Origin of the sequence: Sporosarcina sp. HYO08 (assembly GCF_001563475.1) — a bacterium.
Classification (GTDB): domain Bacteria; phylum Bacillota; class Bacilli; order Bacillales_A; family Planococcaceae; genus Sporosarcina.
The window spans coordinates 232,781-250,798 of record NZ_LPUT01000028.1; the positions used below are offsets into that span (position 1 = coordinate 232,781).

The window sequence follows — 18,018 nt, forward strand, 5'->3', positions numbered from 1 at the left end:
TTGTCATTTTATAGGAAGGGTGCGGATTGGAATGTTAGACAAAAAAATACTCTTGTGTGTGACCGGCGGCATCGCTGTTTATAAGGCGGTTGCACTCGTTAGCAAGTTAACGCAAGCAGGTGCTCATGTCAAAGTAATGATGACGGAGTCAGCGATGAAATTTGTGACGCCGCTTTCGTTTCAAGTCATGTCGCGGAATGACGTTTATTTTGATACGTTTGATGAAAAAGATTCCACTGTTATTTCGCATATTGATCTTGCGGATTGGGCGGATCTTGTCATTGTTGCGCCTGCAACGGCAAATGTGATTGGCAAGCTGGCAAATGGAATTGCGGATGATATGGCGACGACAACATTGCTCGCGACAACTGCGGAAGTATGGATTGCGCCCGCTATGAATGTACATATGTATGAAAATAAGGCAGTCATTCGCAATATTTCAACATTGCATGGAGATGGTTATCGATTCATCGAACCATCAGAAGGTTTTTTAGCATGTGGATATGTTGGAAAAGGCCGATTAGAAGAGCCCGAAAAGATTGTAGATCTTGTTAGGGAGAAATTTACGCAATCTAAAACACTTCCGCTTACTGGAAAAAAAGTGATCGTAACGGCAGGTCCTACACGGGAACGAATCGATCCGGTTCGATATGTATCCAATTTTTCTAGTGGCAAAATGGGCTATGCCATGGCAGAAGCTGCTGCAGCACTTGGCGCGGAAACCATTCTCATTTCAGGTCCTGTTGAACTTGAAAAGCCCTCTGGTGTGACAGTTGTCAATGTGGAAAGTGCGGCTGAAATGTTTGAGGCCGTGACGAACCATTTTGACAGTGCTTCCATCGTGATCAAATCGGCAGCTGTCGCGGACTATCGTCCAAAGAATATTCATGATCAAAAGATGAAAAAGCAAGTTGGGGATGCAGTCATCGAAATGGAGCGAACAACAGATATTTTGAAAACAATTGGAAAAATGAAGAGACACCAGTTGCTCGTGGGGTTTGCTGCTGAAACTCAAGATGCTGTCGACTATGGAATCGGAAAACTTGAAAGTAAGAATCTAGACTTTATCGTTGTCAATGATGTGACGGATCCAGACGCAGGTTTTGGTAAAGATACAAATGTGGTGACATTATTATCAAGGCGCGGTATGCATCAATCATTTTCTGCGATGCCTAAAAAAATATTGGCCAAAGTATTATTAGAGACGATCCTGGAAGAGGAAAGTGAACATTTAGATGATCGCTGAAGTAATCGTAGATGTGGCGGCTTATCCGATCGATCGGCCTTTTGACTATGTTGTTCCGGAACGGTTTGTACAGGTCATCCATAAAGGCGTTCGGGTGAAAGTGCCATTCGGACCGAGGAAAGTACTCGGATATGTGACAAGCTTAAAAGAAGAAAGCGAGCTAGATGAAAAGAAACTGAAGCCGATTGATGAGCTGGTCGATCTGAAACCAGTAATTTCTGAAGAATTGCTTCAATTGTCTCGTTGGCTTAGTACACAAACCTTATCCTATGAAATCGATGCTTTACAAGTGATGCTGCCAGCTGCCATGCGGGCAACATATGAGAAGTATGTCATCATCGAGCGGCCTGAAGAAATTGAACATGAACAAGTCTTGCAATTCTTTACGGGTCGAAAGCGAGTCCCATTAAAAGAAGCGAATTCCTCCAGTTTATTAAACCTGTTAAAACAGTACGAGACACAAGGCATTGTAACGATTGATACGAAGGTAGGGCAGCAAACCGCCATAAAAAAAGAACCTGTTATTCATATTGCAGATCGGCATGTATTAGATCAGTTGCTTGCATCGATTCATCCCAATGCTAAAAAACAAATTGAACTTTTGGAATGGATGAAGGGATATACGGGACAAACCATACCTCGAAAACAACTGCTTGAACAATCTAGCATTAGTCCAGCAGTCTTGAAAGCAGTGCTTGAAAAAGAGGGAGGGCGCGAGGAGTTAACGGAAGTTTATCGTGAACCGGATGCCCCCAGCCTTCAAGATACGGCAATACCGGTTGAGTTAACGACTGAACAACGAGTTGCATTAGAAAAAATCATTGCGAGTGCAGAGGAGCATCGTCCAGAAACGTTTCTTTTGCATGGTGTGACAGGCAGCGGTAAGACAGAAGTTTACTTGCGGGCTATTAAACACGTCTTAGCACAAGGAAAAGAAGCGATCGTCCTCGTCCCGGAAATTTCATTGACACCGCAGATGACGTCTCGTTTCAAGGAACGATTCGGATCCCAAGTCGCAGTGCTTCATAGTGGTCTTTCTTCCGGAGAGAAATATGATGAATGGCGAAAAATAAGCCGCGGTGAAGTGAAAGTTGTTGTCGGTGCAAGGTCAGCTATATTTGCGCCATTCGAAAACATCGGTATCATAATTCTTGATGAAGAGCATGAAGCCACTTACAAACAGGAAGACACGCCAAGATACCATGCAAGAGACGTCGCGATCAAACGTGCGGAATTTTATCGTTGTCCAGTTATTTTAGGCAGTGCAACACCATCGCTTGAATCGTATGCACGTGCAACGAAAAATGTCTACACGCTTTTAACGCTAACCCACCGTGCAAAAGAACAACAATTGCCATCCGTTACGGTCGTAGACATGCGCGAAGAACTCAAAACCGGTAATCGGTCCATGTTTTCAGTTGAGCTTGCGGATGCGATACGGGTTCGTCTACAAAAGCGAGAGCAAATTGTTTTGTTTTTAAATAAACGGGGATTTTCCTCCTTTGTGCTTTGTCGAGATTGCGGCACTGCCGTTCAATGTCCAAATTGTGATATTTCCCTTACCTATCACCGGGCAAATGAGCGATTAAAATGTCATTATTGTGGCCATGAAGAGCGTGTACCGGTCGCTTGTCCGGAATGTGAAAGCGAGCATATTCGTTTTTTTGGAACAGGGACACAAAAAGTGCAGGAAGAAGTTTCTAAGCTATTTCCCGAAGCGCGTGTCCTTCGAATGGACGTAGATACAACGAGGCAAAAAGGATCGCATGAACGTTTGCTAAAGGAATTTAGTGAAGGGAAAGCAGATATTTTACTAGGGACGCAAATGATCGCAAAAGGCTTGGACTTTCCGAATATTACACTTGTTGGGGTGTTAGCAGCGGATACGACGCTTCACTTAGCGGATTTTCGAGCCGCGGAAAAAACGTTTCAATTAATGACACAAGTAAGCGGGCGGGCAGGCCGGCATGAATTGCCCGGAGAAGTGTATATTCAAACATATACGCCTGAACATTACGCAATTGAACTGTCGAAAGAACAGCGATATGAACCGTTTTACCAACTTGAAATGATGCAGCGAAAGCGATTTGGCTACCCGCCATTTTATTTTGTAACACTCATTCAATTTACACATGAGGATTTACTAAAAGTGGCCGATTATGCGGCAAAAGGTGTCCAGTTTTTAAGGGAGAATTTATCTCCAGAAACGATTATTATCGGTCCGACAGCAGCAGCGATTGGCCGCATGAACAATAGATATCGCTACCAATGTTTGATAAAATACAAAAATGAACCAAAGCTGATCTCAACATTACAACAGCTGATTAAATATTATCGGACGGACTGGATCAAATCTGGTCTGCTTATGACGGTAGATGTTGAACCGGCATCAATTTATTGATTGACAGAAGAAAAGAGGAATTTTTTTAATGGCTATTTTAGAAATTGTGAAACATCCTGCACCAATTTTAACGAAGAAATGTAAAGAGGTCGTAAAGTTTGATAACAAACTTGCAAAGTTACTAGATGATATGTATGACACGATGGTTGCGGCAGATGGCATCGGACTTGCAGCGCCCCAAGTGAATGAAGACGTTCGTGTTGCGATTGTAGACTTAGGGGAAGGCCAAGATGTCATTGAGATGGTTAATCCCGTTGTCACGGCAATTGGCGGTTCGGAAATCGAGGTGGAAGGCTGTCTTAGCTTTCCGGGGCTTTACGGAGAAGTGGAGCGACCATTTTTTGTACGGATCGAGGCGCAAGAACGGGACGGCTCTTTATATGAGTTAGAAGCGGAAGATTATGAGGCAAGAGCGATTTTGCATGAAATCGATCATTTGAATGGTGTTCTATTCGACTCAAAAATCATTCGCGTTGTCGATCCTTCGGAATTTGAAGAAGCGGACGATGAAGCGGAAGCAATCGATAAGGAAGGTGAAGAATTATGACGAAAATAGTCTTCATGGGAACGCCTGAATTTTCAGTGCCTGTTTTAACGATGTTACATGATGAGGGGTATTCAGTGGCTGCGGTTGTGACGCAGCCAGACCGGCCGGTTGGACGTAAGCGTGTGTTGACGCCGCCGCCTGTCAAAGAAGAGGCGCTCCGATTAGGAATTGATGTCATACAGCCTGAAAAATTAAAAGGTTCTGGTGAACTAGAAGAAATCATCGCATTACAGCCAGATCTAATTGTGACAGCAGCATTTGGTCAGCTGTTGCCAAAAGAGCTACTCGAAGCACCAAGGCTGGGATGCATTAATGTACATGCGTCTTTATTGCCAAAATACCGCGGAGGTGCACCGATCCATCAAGCGATTATGGACGGCGAAAAAGAAACGGGTGTCACGATTATGTATATGGTAGAAAAATTAGATGCCGGAGATATGATATCACAAGTAACTGTTCCAATCGGGGAAACAGATCATACGGGCATGATGTTTGAAACACTATCCAAAGCAGGTACGGTATTATTGAAGGAAACGCTTCCATCCATTATAGCTGGAACGAATCAACGTATAGGGCAAGATGAATCACAAGTGACATTCGCGCGCAATATCTCGCGTGAACAAGAGCGCATTGACTGGATGAATGGGGGAGAGAAGGTTTACAACCAAATCCGTGGTCTCCATCCGTGGCCAGTTGCTTATACTGTATTTCAAGGGCAGAACGTCAAAATATGGTGGGCTGAAAAGGTACCAACGACTGTAAAGGCAGAACCAGGTACGATTATTGGAATCGAAAAGGATCGAATCATTGTCAAGGCAGGTGACGATATCGCAATCGGTATTACTGATCTTCAACCGGCCGGCAAAAAACGGATGGAAGCAGCTATATTTATCAATGGCGTTGGTTCCAAGTGGAATGAAGGAGACCGTTTTGATGAGTAAACGAAACAAAAAGATTTGGAATGGCAATGTTCGGGATGCGGCGCTGTCTATTTTAATGGAAATAGAACAAAGCCAAGCATACAGCAACTTGCTTCTTCATCGAACAATCGAGACGTATCGTATTGAGGAGAAGGATCGCGGGTTACTGACCGAGTTAACTTATGGAACGCTGCAGCATCGTATGACGTTAGACTATTATTTGGAGCCATACGTTCGAGGGAAATTAGATCAGTGGGTGCGGGAACTTTTAAGATTATCCGTTTATCAAATCGTCTACTTATCTAAAATTCCTCCGCATGCAGTTGTTCACGAAGCGGTTGAAATTGCGAAAAGACGCGGGCATAAGCGAATTGCGCCTACAGTCAATGGCATATTGCGGGCCATTTTACGAAATGGAACTCGTTCTTTAGACGATCTTCCGGAAGGCATTCAAAAGACTGCGATTGAAACAAGCCATCCCGAGTGGCTTATTAAAAGATGGACGGAACAATATGGGGCTGACGAAGCAAGGGCAATGGCGCACGAAAACAATCATCCCCCAGCCATGTCACTTCGGGTCAATCAAACAAAAACAACGCCGGAAGAAGCGATTGCGTTACTTGAATCAGATGGGATTGAAGCGATCCGCGGAAAAGTTGTTCCGGAATGTATTCTTTCATTGAACGGGAACCCAGCAAAGACGGATCTTTACGAAAAAGGTTATCTAACGATTCAAGATGAAAGCTCGATGCTGCCAGCGATTGCTTTAGATGCAAAGCCTGGCATGAAAGTGCTGGATATGTGTGCTGCACCTGGCGGTAAAACAACACATATTGCCGAGACGATGGGCGATGAAGGGAAAGTGTATGCACATGACCTTCATCCTCATAAATTAAAGCTCATTACGTCCAATGCAGAACGTCTAGGTTTACAGTCTATAGAAGTCCATGCAGGTGATAGCCGAGACCTTCTTGAACAATACAGACCTGAAACCTTTGATCGGATTTTGTTAGATGCCCCTTGCAGCGGTCTTGGCGTCATCCGTCGAAAGCCGGAAATTAAATACAATAAGAACGAGTCGGATTTGGAAAGCTTGGCTGCTATTCAAATGGCCCTTCTTGAAACAGCTAAGCAGCTGATTAAACCAGACGGCATTATTATTTATAGCACTTGTACGGTGGAAGTGTCTGAAAACAAAGGGATGGTCGAACAGTTTTTAAAACGTCATTCCGATATGGAAAAAATTCCATTGCCACATCTGATTGAGAACGAGAAGCTTTCGATGGAAGATGATTTTCTACAAGTGCTGCCGCAACATTTTGGAAGTGACGGTTTTTTTGTTGCAGCTTTACGAAAAAAAGCAACCCATTAAGCCGGAATGTAAGTGAAAAGAGGGGATAGACGTTGCGATTTGAAGTTCTGACAGATATAGGAAGAAAAAGAACAGTCAACGAAGATGGAGCTGCCGTCTATACATTGCCTGATGGGACACTGCTTGCGGTTATTGCCGATGGGATGGGTGGCCATCGCGGAGGTGATTATGCAAGCAGAATGACGATTCGTCTAATGGGTGAGCAGTTCATGAATATCCAACTTGATCAGTTAAAGACAGACGAAGACTGGAAGGAATGGCTTTTAGAATCTGTTTTTTACGTCAATCGATACCTTTTTAATAAAGCATCGGCAGACGAGCAATACAAAGGAATGGGAACGACGTTGGATGCCGTATTGATCCGCGGCAGCGACTGTCAAATTGTCCATGCCGGAGACAGCCGTGTGTATCAATTGAACCAAAAAGATGTTAAGCAAATCACAAAAGATCATTCATATGTCAATGTCCTTTTGGAAAATGGAGAAATTACGGAAGAGCAGGCAGCGAATCACCCACAGCGCAACTGGATTATGAAAGCGGTCGGTTCGGAAAGAAGAATTGACCCTGATTTGTATGAGGTTGACCTAACAGAAGATACCTTTTTACTTCTTTGCACAGATGGATTAAGCAATAAATTAGATGAACAAACGATCCACAAAATTATTCACGCCGATGGTACTTTGCGTGAAAAAGTCGTTCAGCTCGTCCAAATGGCAAATAAGATGGGTGGCGAAGATAATATTTCCGTCATCTTGATTGGGCCAGACGACATGGAGGTGAAGCAACCATGATCGGAAGAAGAATTGGCGGGCGCTATGAGGTGCTTCATAGTATTGGAGACGGCGGCATGTCAAAAGTATATTTAGCGCATGACGTCATTTTAGATCGCGATGTTGCCATTAAAGTGCTCAATTATGAATTCGCGAATGAGGAAGAACTAAAAAGAAGGTTTTTAAGAGAAGCTTTATCCGCAACAAGCCTGACACATCCGAATATCGTCAACATTTTTGATGTCGGGGAAGATGGAGAGCTTCATTATCTTGTGATGGAATATGTAGAAGGACAGACATTGAAGAAATATATTTTAGAACATGGCCCATTGTCGCCGGAACAAGCATTACCGATCATGCGCCAACTTGTCTCTGCGATTGCAAACGCACATCACAATGGAATTGTACATCGGGATGTTAAACCGCAAAACATCTTAATGGATGCGGAAGGAAATGTGAAAATTACGGATTTTGGGATTGCAATGGCTTTAAGTGCAACTTCCCACACAAAAACAAACTCTGTCATAGGTACCGTTCATTATTTATCACCAGAACAAGCGCGCGGCGGGATGGCGACGAAAAAATCTGATATTTATTCATTAGGGATTGTTTTTTATGAATTATTATCTGGAGAATTGCCATTTTCTGCGGAGACTGCGGTTGCCATCGCGTTAAAACATTTACAAGAGGAAACACCTTCTATACGTGAAAAGTTTCCGTCAATTCCACAAAGTGTGGAAAACGTTATTTTAAAAGCAACAGCGAAAGATGCTCTCCATCGATACCGCTCTGCCGATGAGATGTACGAAGATTTACTCACTGTACTTGAGCCGGAACGAGCACAGGAAGAAAAATTTGGCATTCCTTATGATGACGATCAAACGCGCGTAATCCCAATCATTAAAGAAAAAGCCGTTCGGGAAGAAGACCATGAAGTAACAAAGAAAATGGAGCCGATTCAACCGGCAACACCTGCTGAGCCTGTAAAAAAGAAACGTAAAAAATGGCCGATTTTTCTAGGTGTTTCAATCGGGATCATCGCATTACTTGCCGCCTTGCTATTCATCCCTGGAATACTTCGTCCAAAACAGGCGATTATTCCCGATGTTAGCAATATGAATGAAGTGGAGGCGTCTGATGCGCTAGTTGAAGAAGGATTTGTGATCGAGAGAAGCATCGAACAGCCATCGGAAGAGATTGAAGCGGGGAACGTTATTCGAACTGTACCAGAAGCTGGGAAGGAAAGAGATGTTGGAACACCGATTACCCTTTATATTAGTACGGGGAAAGAAAAGATTCCAATGTCTGACTACGTTGGACGAGACTTTACACAAGTGGCCAATTTGCTTGCTGGCTATGACTTTCTTTCAATTGATGAACCGATTGAAGAATTTTCGGATGAAGATCCAGGTACAATTTTAAAGCAAGATCCAGCCCCCGGTGAAGAAGTGGTTCCAAGTGAAACGGTTATTGCTTTTACGATTAGTAAAGGAAAAGATATGCGCACCCTTGGAGATTTAAGGGGACTAGATCGAAATCAGTTGAAGGAATACGAAAAATCATCTGGGTTTACGATTAGAGATGCGGGATCAGAACATTCTTCCACCGTTCAGGAAGGACATGTAATTTCCCAACAGCCGGAAAAAGGCGCATCGCTGCAAAAAGGCTCTTTAGTGGATGTTATTTTTTCTAAAGGTCCACCTAAAAAACCAGTGAAACTTCACGTTCGTACAATTATAATTCCGTATGAACCTGAAGTAACTAATCAACCAGATACCGAAGAAGATGAAGCTGAAACTGGAACCGAAACTGAACAACCGAAGCCGCCGCAAACGGTTCGGATTTATATCCAAGATCGCAAACATTCTATAAAAGATGTGTTTGTGGAATTTACGATTACTGAAACGACGAAGAGACAAATACAGATCGAGTTGGAAGAAGGTCAGAGCGGCGCCTATCAAGTGAAACGTGACGACGAGGTGATCGAGGAGAAGACATTCTCGTACGATGACGAGTAAAGTAATCATGTGAGGTGCTAATAGAAAAAGGAGCTGAAGATGCTGGAAGGACAAATTAGAAAGGCCATTAGTGGTTTTTACTATGTAGAAAAAGACGGCGAACTGATCCAATGCAAAGGCCGCGGTGTTTTTAGAAACCGCGGCATTAGCCCCCTTGTTGGAGATTTTGTTGATTATGAGCGAGACGGCGAAAATGACGCAACGATTACAAAAGTCCATAAGCGGAAAAATGAATTAGTACGTCCGCCTATCGCCAATGTGGATCAAGCATTGTTAGTTTTTTCGATGGTTGAACCTGATTTTAGTACCCATTTATTGGATCGGTTCATCGTCGTTATCGAATCTTTTGGAATCGAACCGGTCATTTGTTTGACAAAAAAAGATTTAGCGAATGATGATGAACTGAAACAAATAGTTGAGCATGCTTCTTACTATGAAAGTATGGGCTATACAGTGCTTCAAACGTTTATAGATGATGAAAGACTTTCTCAAATCCTGCAACCTTATGTAGCAGGAAAAACAACCGTGTTAGCTGGTCAATCGGGTGTTGGAAAATCAACGTTGCTGAATACGCTATTACCGATCTTAGATCTCAAAACGGGAGCCATTTCAGAAGCACTTGGGCGCGGCAGACATACGACAAGGCATGTGGAATTGCTGGAAGTTGCCGGTGGACTCATTGCCGACACGCCGGGTTTTAGTTCCCTTGATTTTGAGCATATCGAAAAAGAAGAGCTGCCACATTATTTTGTAGATATGGCGGAGGTGGCACCGTATTGTAAATTTAGGGGTTGCCTGCATTTGAAAGAGCCGAAGTGTGCGGTGAAAGAGAAAGTAGAAACTGGAGAAATCCCGCAGCACCGCTACGATCATTATGTTCAATTTATGCAAGAAATTACTGACCGAAAGCCGAGGTATGATAGAAATGATTAAAATTGCACCATCTATTTTAGCAGCAGATTTTTCAAAGCTTGCTGAAGAAGTGAAAGAAGTAGAAGCAGCGGGAGCGGAGCTCATCCATATCGATGTTATGGATGGCCATTTCGTTCCAAATATTACGATGGGGCCAATCGTCGTGGAAGCACTGCGCCCTGTTACAACATTACCGCTAGATGTTCATTTAATGATTGAAAATCCAGATGCATATATCCCAGCATTTGCAAAAGCGGGTGCTGACTATATTACGGTGCATGTGGAAGCATGCAGACATTTGCATCGAACGCTTCAGCTTATTCGGTCATACGGCGTGAAATCGGGTGTTGTACTGAATCCACATACGCCTGTTGAAACGATTTTGCACGTATTGGAAGAAGTGGATATGGTACTGTTTATGACGGTTAATCCAGGATTCGGCGGACAAAAGTTCATTCATACGGTACTTCCAAAGGTGGAGCAATTATCTTCTATTATCCGAGAAAAGAATTTACCGATTGAAATTGAAATTGACGGTGGTGTCAATGAAGAAACGATCGTTCCATGCGTAGAAGCGGGGGCTACCATTCTCGTTGCAGGATCGGCTGTCTTTAATGAGCCAGACCGTGCGGAAGCGCTGCAGCGAATTAAAGCGGCTGGTATTGGGGCAATACGTCCATGAAATCAGTCATTATTTGCGGGGGAGGACCTGAGTCTGAAATCATAGATTTCAGCACTTGGGAAGAGAAAGAAACGGTGTTTATCGGCGCTGATCGCGGAACTCTTTACTTATTACAGCGCGGCATCACGCCGACAGAAGCAGTGGGTGATTTCGACTCCATTTCAGCGGAAGACTACGAAATGATCGCAAAAAATGTGCAAAAGGTCGACCGATATCGTGCAGAGAAAGATGAAACGGATATTGAGCTTGCCGTAGGACGGGCACTAGCTTATGAACCGGAACAGGTTGTCTTAACAGGCGTTACTGGAGGGCGATTGGATCATTTCCAATCGGCTCTTCATCTGCTTTATCGATATCAAATTGCGAATCCTGCCGTTCAATTTTTGATTGGCAATCAGACAAATACAATTTCTCTCTTAACGCCGGGGGTTCGTCGGATTTCACCGGTTGCCCGTTTTCCTTACATTTCGTTTTACCCTTTCGGAGCCAGTGTAAAAGGTTTTACATTGACCGGATTTAAATATGAAACGGTTGACGCAACGCTTGAAACGGGTGTCACTATGTTCACAAGCAATGAACCAGTTGCTGAAGTCTGTACTATCTCATTCCGTGATGGCATATGCTTAATGGTAAGAAGTACAGATTCCTGAAAGGAGCGGGGGAATTGCGCGTTTACACATTTACGATGCCAAAGTTCGTAAGCGGCTTTGTACGGAAGTGTTTGTTTGCCTTTCAAAAAGATAATAATTCAAAAACGGCCACTGCCAGTAATCGAAACAAAAAAAGGAAGAAAGAAAAAACGCCTAGCTGATCCATTCAGCAAGGCGTTTTATTTTCGTTGATTATACGCGTTGAACTTTACCTGATTTAAGCGCTCTAGCAGAAACCCAAACACGTTTAGGTTTACCATTTACAAGAATACGGACTTTTTGAAGGTTCGCACCCCATGTACGTCTGTTGGCGTTCATTGCGTGTGAACGCGCGTTGCCTGTGCGAGCTTTGCGTCCAGTAATAACACATTCTTTAGCCATCTATAGTACCTCCTTGCGAATTGATGATTTTAGCGATACAATTCCTTTTTGCATACCATAATAATGTATCACAGGTCATACGAGCTTGCAACCCTTTTTATCATCTCTTTCAAGGTGAATTCCTTTACACGTGCATAAAGTAAATTGACCTTTCTTTTATTCACATCGCCAATATAGTACAATAGGTGGAGCGAAAACAAAGCAGGGGGGCACAAAATATGTCAATCGAAGTGAAGAACAAATTTGGTGGAATTGAACTCACAAATGACGTGATCGCCCGGATCGTCGGAGAAGCGGCGGTTGAATGTTATGGAATCGTCGGAATGGCGTCTAGACATCAAATTCGTGATGGTCTGACTGAAATTCTTCGTAAAGAAAACTTTGCTCGCGGCGTGATCGTGCGGACGATCGGGGAAGAAATGCATATAGATCTTCATATTATCGTCAGTTATGGCGTGAAAATTTCTGAGGTTGCTTATCAAGTCCAATCGAAAGTAAAATATACTTTGCAAAAGATGGTCGGCATGACTGTACAATCAATTAATATTTTTGTCCAGGGAGTCCGTGTGACGAACCTGTAGAAGGGAGAAAATACTTTCTATGAAGTATATAGATGGTTTGAAATTTGCGGAAATGATTAAGATGGGGGCTCATCATCTTTTTCAAAACGCGGATTATGTCGATTCTTTAAATGTATTTCCTGTTCCGGATGGAGACACAGGGACAAATATGAATTTGTCCATGACGTCTGGTGCGAAGGAAACGGAAGCACACGCAGTAACACATCTTGGACAAACTGCCCAAGCATTATCAAAGGGTTTGTTAATGGGGGCTCGTGGAAATTCGGGAGTTATTTTATCCCAACTGTTCCGTGGATTTGGAAAAGCTGTTGAACAGGAAGCAACTATGACTAGCGTGACGCTTGCTGCGGGTCTCCAATACGGAGTTGAAACGGCTTATCAAGCAGTCATGAAACCCGTCGAAGGAACGATTTTAACCGTCGCAAAAGATGCTGCCAAAGTTGCTGTTCAAAAAGCTGCTTCGACAGAAGATGTTATTGAAGTAATGGAAGCGGTTGTAGGGGAAGCAAAAGCTTCACTTGCACGCACACCGGATTTGTTGCCGGTATTAAAGGAAGTTGGCGTCGTTGATAGTGGTGGACAAGGACTCGTTTATGTATACGAGGGCTTTTTGGCATGCCTAAAAGGCGAAGAATTGCCGGAGCGTGTGATGACACAATCAATGGGCGATCTCGTCAATGCGGAACATCATCGCCATGCGCAAGATTTCATGAATACAGAAGATATTGTATATGGTTATTGCACGGAATTCATGGTGAAATTTGAAGCGGAGAAAATAACAAAAAATCCATATGTTGAAGCGGAATTCCGTCAACAACTAAGTGAATTTGGTGATTCTTTGCTTGTCATTTCAGACGATGAAGTTGCAAAAGTGCATATTCATACAGAAGAGCCTGGCGATGCACTTAATTACGGCCAAAAATTTGGTTCGCTGATCAAAATCAAAATCGAAAATATGCGCGAACAACATCTCGAAATCGTCGGTGAAAAACATTCCGCTCAAAAAATGATGGTTCAAGAAAAAGTTCCATATGCGATCGTAACGGTTGCAATGGGGACAGGCATTGCAAAATTGTTGAAAAACATGGGCGCTTCGTACGTAATTGAGGGTGGTCAAACGATGAACCCGTCTACAGAAGATATTGTAGAAGCGATCCAAGCGATTGGTGCTGAGCGAGTAATTATTTTACCAAACAATAAAAATATTGTGATGGCAGCAGAGCAGGCAGCTGAAGTCATTGGTATTGAGGCAGCCGTTGTGCCAACGAAGTCTGTACCAGAAGGTTTGGCAGCAATTTTAGCTTTCAATCCGGAAGCGGCTGTTGAGAAAAATGCTGAGTCGATGAAGTTCGCAGCTTCCCAAGTGAAAACAGGCCAAATTACGACGGCGGTTCGCGATACGGCAATTGATGATGTTACTATTAAAAAAGACGATTATATGGGCATTGCAGGAAGTAAAATTGTTGTGTCCAATCCGTCACTAGAGAAAACAGCAAAAGATTTACTTGCAAATCTAGTTGATGAGGACGACGAAATCGTGACGATTATTTACGGTGAAGGTGTCACTGAAGAAGAAGCAACAACAATTGCAGTTTATATTGAAGAACGGTATGAAGAAATGGAAGTTGAGCTATATAATGGCAAGCAACCATTATATCCATATATTATCTCTGTTGAATAATTCATAACGGTGTCCCTATTGATCGGGGCACCGTTTTTAATTTTCACTAATTTGGAGGGACATTTTGCGAATTTTACGAAGATATTATTCAAAGTATAAAAAACAATTTTGTCTTTATGACCAAATTCCTGTAAAATGAAAATGGATATAGCTTCTAAAGGGGGTATTTTCATTGAAATATAGATCCGTTTTTGAAATCATCGGACCCGTTATGATCGGTCCATCATCATCACATACAGCAGGCGCTGCACGAATTGGTCGTGTTGCCCGAAAACTATATGGCAGACAACCAAAATGGGCAAAAATCTATTTATATGGTTCATTTGCCGAAACATATAAAGGGCATGGGACAGATGTAGCGATTATTGGAGGATTGCTTGATTACGATACTTTTGATGAACGTATTAAAACGGCATTTGAAGATGCTGAAAAGCTTGGGATGACTTTTGAGTTTATTCCTGAAGAGGAAGAAATGGAGCATCCAAATACAGCTCGCATCGTCATTGGTGATGAGAAAGATGAAATGGAACTCGTCGGCATTTCAATTGGTGGAGGAACGATGGAAGTGACAGAACTGAATGGCTTCCCATTACGCTTATCGGGGCATTATCCTGCACTGTTAGTCGTCCACGAAGACCGATCAGGAGTGATTGCAAGCGTTTCCAATGCAATTGCAGCACAGCAAATGAATATCGCACATATGGAAGTAGATCGAAAAGCAAAAGGTGAAATGGCGCTCATGGTCATCGAAGTTGATCAAGTCATTGACGATACATTAATTCAAGAATTGGAAGCGTTGCCTCATGTGACACAAGTGTCAACGCTTGCCGACTAAGGAGGGCTATAAATGGAAGTATTATTCGGTACTGTGAAGGAGCTTGTTGAGCTTGCTGAATCACAAAATAAACCAATTTCAGAAATTATGATTGAACAAGAAGTGTTGCTGACGAAGCGATCACGAGAAGAAATCATTGCGCAAATGGAAAATAATTTGAATGTCATGGAAGATGCGGTTGAGAAAGGGTTGCAAGGCGTCCATTCTACTTCTGGTTTAACGGGCGGCGATGCCGTACTCCTTCAAAACTATATCGCGACTGGGAAATCTCTTTCAGGTGACTTGATTTTGGACGCAGTAAGTAAGGCGGTTGCGACAAACGAAGTAAACGCGGCTATGGGGCTCATTTGTGCAACGCCGACAGCGGGTGCAGCGGGAATTGTACCGGGGACTTTATTCGCCGTGAAAAATAAATTAAATCCAACGCGAGAGCAAATGGTCAATTACTTATTCACGACAGGCGCATTCGGCTTTGTCGTCGCGAATAATGCTTCGATTTCTGGTGCAGCAGGCGGCTGTCAAGCAGAAACGGGATCGGCTGCTTCAATGGCGGCAGCAGCAATTGTCGAAATGGCAGGCGGAACTCCGCAGCAAAGTGCGGAAGCATTCTCTATTGTTATGAAAAATATGCTTGGCCTCGTTTGTGACCCGGTTGCAGGGCTCGTAGAAGTACCGTGCGTGAAACGGAATGCGATGGGTGCCGCAAAAGCATTGGTCGGTGCGGATATGGCACTTGCAGGTGTTGTGAGCCGTATTCCGACAGATGAAGTCATACTGGCAATGCATCGAATTGGACAAACGATGCCTTCAGCATTGCGCGAAACGGCGAAAGGCGGCTTGGCGGCAACTCCGACTGGAAAAGCGTTAGAAGCGCAAATTTTTGGCAGGGAAAAAGTCGGAAGTGGCAGCACTAACTAATTCTATTACAACGATCAAAGGTGTTGGAAAAGCGGCAAGTGAAAAGCTAGAATCGATTGGCATTGAAACCATTCAAGACTTAGTCTTAACGGTTCCCTATCGCCATGAAGATTTCCGTTTGAAAGATTTGGCCGAAACGCCCCATAACGAACGGGTGACGATTGAAGGAAGAGTCGAAAGCGAACCTGCCGTTCTTTTTATGGGACGCAATCGCTCGCGCCTTCAGGTTCGTATTTTAGCCGGAAGGCATTTAGTCAAAGCTGTTTTTTTTAATCAGCATTATTTAAAAGATCGACTCTCTCCTGGGATGACTGTGACGATCACGGGGAAATGGGATCGTGGCCGACAAGTTATAAATGTGAGTAACTTCAAAGAAGGACCCAAAACGGAACAAGCCGACTTTGAACCGATTTATAGTTTAAAAGGCGTCATGCAACAAAAAACATTCCGTCGCATTATGCGAAACGCATTAGATATGGTTGCCGATCAGCATATAGAAACACTTCCAGCAGATATGCGGGAGCAGTATAAACTTCCTGCAATAGGTGATGCACTGGAAATGGTTCATTTTCCGACAAAGCCTGAAGATGTCAAGCATGCACGGAGAAGATTTGTGTATGAGGAATTACTGTTATTTCAACTGAAAATGCTAGGGATGAAAAAAGCGCGGAAAGATGCAAGCGAAGGGATCGCCATTGCGTATGATTTGGACAAAGTAAAGGCATTTATCATGTCACTTCCTTTTGATTTAACAAATGCGCAAAAACGAGTCGTCAATGAATTATGTAGCGAATTAAAAAGTCCAGCGCGGATGAACCGATTGCTGCAAGGAGATGTAGGCTCCGGGAAAACAGTCGTCGCAGCCATTGCGCTTTATGCTGCGATTACTGCGGACTTCCAAGGCGCGCTCATGGCACCAACAGAAATTCTTGCCGAACAGCATGCCGCGACACTTGCCGACTGGCTGGAACCGCATGGGGTGACGGTTGCATTTTTAGCGGGGTCTACAAAGGGCAAGGCAAGGAAAAGTATTTTAGAACGATTGGCGTCTGGCGATATTGATTTAATTGTCGGGACACATGCGTTAATTCAGCCGGACGTCGTATTTCATAATGCCGGCTTAATGATCACAGACGAGCAGCACCGCTTCGGGGTGGAGCAACGGCGCGTCTTGCGAGATAAAGGGATGAATCCAGACGTACTCTTTATGACAGCAACGCCTATTCCAAGAACGCTGGCAATCACAGCGTTTGGTGAAATGGATGTTTCCATTTTGGATGAATTGCCGGCGGGGCGAAAGAAAATCGAAACGTATTGGTTAAAAGAAGAGTCTCTTCATCCAGTGCTACGCCGGATGGAGAAAGAGCTTGTGGCAGGACGACAAGCGTATGTCATTTGTCCGTTAATCGAAGAATCTGATAAACTGGACGTCCAAAATGCGGTCGATGTTCATTCACAGCTGTCCACGTATTTTCAGGGCAGATTTAAAGTCGGACTCATGCATGGGCGGCTGCCAAGCGATGAGAAAGATGCAATTATGCGAGAGTTCAGTGAAGGTGAAACCGCAGTGCTTGTTTCGACAACTGTTGTTGAAGTCGGTGTCAACGTACCGAATGCGACATTTATGCTTATTTACGATGCCACACGTTTCGGACTCGCGCAGCTTCATCAATTAAGAGGGCGAGTAGGCCGTGGAGCCGAACAATCATACTGTATACTGTTGGCTGATCCGAAATCAGAAGATGGAAAAGAGCGTATGCAATCGATGACGGAAACGGACGATGGCTTCGTGTTAGCTGAAAAAGACTTGGAGCTAAGAGGTGCCGGCGACTTTTTTGGGAAGAAACAAAGCGGTTTGCCAGAATTTAAAATGGCTGATCCTGTTCATGATTACCGGGCACTTGCGACGGCTCGAAACGATGCGGAAAGATTACTAGCATCTGATGAATTTTGGACAGGGCATGAATATGCACAGTTGCGAAAAGAGCTTGAAGCGTCTGGGGCTATGAGTATAGAGAGATTAGATTAAGGCGGTAGTGACGGGTGTCACTACCGTTTTTTAGTTTTTTCTTTGAAAGATCCCCTGCGTCAGGAATGGTGTCTT

17 protein-coding genes are annotated in these 18,018 nt (G+C 43.7%); 16 read left to right on the top strand and 1 reads right to left on the bottom strand.

From position 1 onward, the window contains the following. Positions 1–31 precede the first annotated feature (31 nt). From coaBC to spoVM, 11 genes are read left to right on the top strand one after another with little or no spacing between them, the layout of a single operon-like run. Positions 32–1,246, top strand: coding sequence for a bifunctional phosphopantothenoylcysteine decarboxylase/phosphopantothenate--cysteine ligase CoaBC (gene coaBC / locus AU377_RS12530; protein WP_067408103.1), 1,215 nt, complete (start codon positions 32–34; stop codon positions 1,244–1,246). Continuing rightward, a complete protein-coding gene (gene priA / locus AU377_RS12535; protein WP_067408104.1) occupies positions 1,236–3,647 on the top strand; it encodes a primosomal protein N' in 2,412 nt (803 codons plus the stop codon). Before coaBC ends, priA begins: the two co-directional genes overlap by 11 nt. Positions 3,648–3,675: 28 nt before the next feature. Beyond that, entirely contained in the window at positions 3,676–4,194 is a 519-nt protein-coding gene (gene def / locus AU377_RS12540) for a peptide deformylase (protein ID WP_067408105.1), read from the top strand. Then, positions 4,191–5,135 carry a methionyl-tRNA formyltransferase gene (gene fmt / locus AU377_RS12545; RefSeq protein WP_067408106.1) on the top strand — a complete coding sequence of 315 codons (945 nt, stop codon included), beginning with the start codon at positions 4,191–4,193 and terminating at the stop codon, positions 5,133–5,135. The genes def and fmt overlap by 4 nt, the downstream gene beginning before the upstream one ends. Then, positions 5,128–6,486, top strand: coding sequence for a 16S rRNA (cytosine(967)-C(5))-methyltransferase RsmB (gene rsmB / locus AU377_RS12550; protein WP_067408107.1), 1,359 nt, complete (start codon positions 5,128–5,130; stop codon positions 6,484–6,486). Before fmt ends, rsmB begins: the two co-directional genes overlap by 8 nt. Before the next feature lie 32 nt (positions 6,487–6,518). Further along, positions 6,519–7,277 (top strand): Stp1/IreP family PP2C-type Ser/Thr phosphatase, encoded by a 759-nt coding sequence (locus tag AU377_RS12555; RefSeq protein WP_067408108.1) that lies wholly within the window; start codon positions 6,519–6,521, stop codon positions 7,275–7,277. Then, a complete protein-coding gene (gene pknB / locus AU377_RS12560; RefSeq protein WP_067408109.1) occupies positions 7,274–9,274 on the top strand; it encodes a Stk1 family PASTA domain-containing Ser/Thr kinase in 2,001 nt (666 codons plus the stop codon). The genes AU377_RS12555 and pknB overlap by 4 nt, the downstream gene beginning before the upstream one ends. Before the next feature lie 39 nt (positions 9,275–9,313). Further along, on the top strand, positions 9,314–10,207 hold the full coding sequence (rsgA, locus tag AU377_RS12565) for a ribosome small subunit-dependent GTPase A (protein WP_067408110.1): 894 nt from the start codon (positions 9,314–9,316) through the stop codon (positions 10,205–10,207). Further along, positions 10,200–10,868, top strand: a complete 669-nt coding sequence (gene rpe / locus AU377_RS12570; protein WP_067408111.1) for a ribulose-phosphate 3-epimerase — start codon at positions 10,200–10,202, stop codon at positions 10,866–10,868. The genes rsgA and rpe overlap by 8 nt, the downstream gene beginning before the upstream one ends. After that, on the top strand, positions 10,865–11,518 hold the full coding sequence (locus tag AU377_RS12575) for a thiamine diphosphokinase (RefSeq protein ID WP_067408112.1): 654 nt from the start codon (positions 10,865–10,867) through the stop codon (positions 11,516–11,518). Before rpe ends, AU377_RS12575 begins: the two co-directional genes overlap by 4 nt. Continuing rightward, positions 11,488–11,679, top strand: a complete 192-nt coding sequence (spoVM, locus tag AU377_RS15370) for a stage V sporulation protein SpoVM (protein ID WP_082732055.1) — start codon at positions 11,488–11,490, stop codon at positions 11,677–11,679. Before AU377_RS12575 ends, spoVM begins: the two co-directional genes overlap by 31 nt. A gap of 31 nt (positions 11,680–11,710) precedes the next feature. Here spoVM and rpmB read toward each other — a convergent pair whose 3' ends face one another. Next, positions 11,711–11,899, bottom strand: coding sequence for a 50S ribosomal protein L28 (gene rpmB, locus AU377_RS12580; protein WP_060209036.1), 189 nt, complete (start codon positions 11,897–11,899; stop codon positions 11,711–11,713). 218 nt (positions 11,900–12,117) lie between these two features. Between rpmB and AU377_RS12585 the strand changes: the two genes are divergently transcribed. The 5 genes from AU377_RS12585 (at position 12,118) to recG (ending at position 17,943) form a co-directional block, all read left to right on the top strand. Then, positions 12,118–12,480 (top strand): Asp23/Gls24 family envelope stress response protein, encoded by a 363-nt coding sequence (locus tag AU377_RS12585; RefSeq protein WP_067408113.1) that lies wholly within the window; start codon positions 12,118–12,120, stop codon positions 12,478–12,480. Positions 12,481–12,499: 19 nt separating this feature from the next. Beyond that, positions 12,500–14,161 carry a DAK2 domain-containing protein gene (locus tag AU377_RS12590; protein ID WP_067408114.1) on the top strand — a complete coding sequence of 554 codons (1,662 nt, stop codon included), beginning with the start codon at positions 12,500–12,502 and terminating at the stop codon, positions 14,159–14,161. A gap of 172 nt (positions 14,162–14,333) precedes the next feature. Continuing rightward, the gene (gene sdaAB, locus AU377_RS12595) at positions 14,334–14,996 is read left to right on the top strand and encodes an L-serine ammonia-lyase, iron-sulfur-dependent subunit beta (RefSeq protein WP_067408115.1); all 663 of its coding nucleotides are present in this window, start codon (positions 14,334–14,336) and stop codon (positions 14,994–14,996) included. A gap of 12 nt (positions 14,997–15,008) precedes the next feature. Continuing rightward, positions 15,009–15,914, top strand: a complete 906-nt coding sequence (sdaAA, locus tag AU377_RS12600; RefSeq protein ID WP_067408116.1) for an L-serine ammonia-lyase, iron-sulfur-dependent, subunit alpha — start codon at positions 15,009–15,011, stop codon at positions 15,912–15,914. After that, positions 15,877–17,943, top strand: a complete 2,067-nt coding sequence (gene recG, locus AU377_RS12605; protein WP_253724487.1) for an ATP-dependent DNA helicase RecG — start codon at positions 15,877–15,879, stop codon at positions 17,941–17,943. The genes sdaAA and recG overlap by 38 nt, the downstream gene beginning before the upstream one ends. The last annotated feature ends 75 nt before the right edge of the window (positions 17,944–18,018 follow it).

Excerpts from the sequence above, each read along its gene's own strand:
- coaBC (WP_067408103.1), top strand. The coding sequence starts at position 32 with ATGTTAGACAAAAAAATACTCTTGTGTGTGACCGGCGGCATCGCTGTT.
- priA (WP_067408104.1), top strand. The coding sequence starts at position 1,236 with ATGATCGCTGAAGTAATCGTAGATGTGGCGGCTTATCCGATCGATCGG.
- def (WP_067408105.1), top strand. The coding sequence starts at position 3,676 with ATGGCTATTTTAGAAATTGTGAAACATCCTGCACCAATTTTAACGAAG.
- fmt (WP_067408106.1), top strand. The coding sequence starts at position 4,191 with ATGACGAAAATAGTCTTCATGGGAACGCCTGAATTTTCAGTGCCTGTT.
- rsmB (WP_067408107.1), top strand. The coding sequence starts at position 5,128 with ATGAGTAAACGAAACAAAAAGATTTGGAATGGCAATGTTCGGGATGCG.
- pknB (WP_067408109.1), top strand. The coding sequence starts at position 7,274 with ATGATCGGAAGAAGAATTGGCGGGCGCTATGAGGTGCTTCATAGTATT.
- rsgA (WP_067408110.1), top strand. The coding sequence starts at position 9,314 with ATGCTGGAAGGACAAATTAGAAAGGCCATTAGTGGTTTTTACTATGTA.
- rpe (WP_067408111.1), top strand. The coding sequence starts at position 10,200 with ATGATTAAAATTGCACCATCTATTTTAGCAGCAGATTTTTCAAAGCTT.
- AU377_RS12575 (WP_067408112.1), top strand. The coding sequence starts at position 10,865 with ATGAAATCAGTCATTATTTGCGGGGGAGGACCTGAGTCTGAAATCATA.
- spoVM (WP_082732055.1), top strand. The coding sequence starts at position 11,488 with ATGCTTAATGGTAAGAAGTACAGATTCCTGAAAGGAGCGGGGGAATTG.
- rpmB (WP_060209036.1), bottom strand. The coding sequence starts at position 11,899 with ATGGCTAAAGAATGTGTTATTACTGGACGCAAAGCTCGCACAGGCAAC.
- AU377_RS12585 (WP_067408113.1), top strand. The coding sequence starts at position 12,118 with ATGTCAATCGAAGTGAAGAACAAATTTGGTGGAATTGAACTCACAAAT.
- AU377_RS12590 (WP_067408114.1), top strand. The coding sequence starts at position 12,500 with ATGAAGTATATAGATGGTTTGAAATTTGCGGAAATGATTAAGATGGGG.
- sdaAA (WP_067408116.1), top strand. The coding sequence starts at position 15,009 with ATGGAAGTATTATTCGGTACTGTGAAGGAGCTTGTTGAGCTTGCTGAA.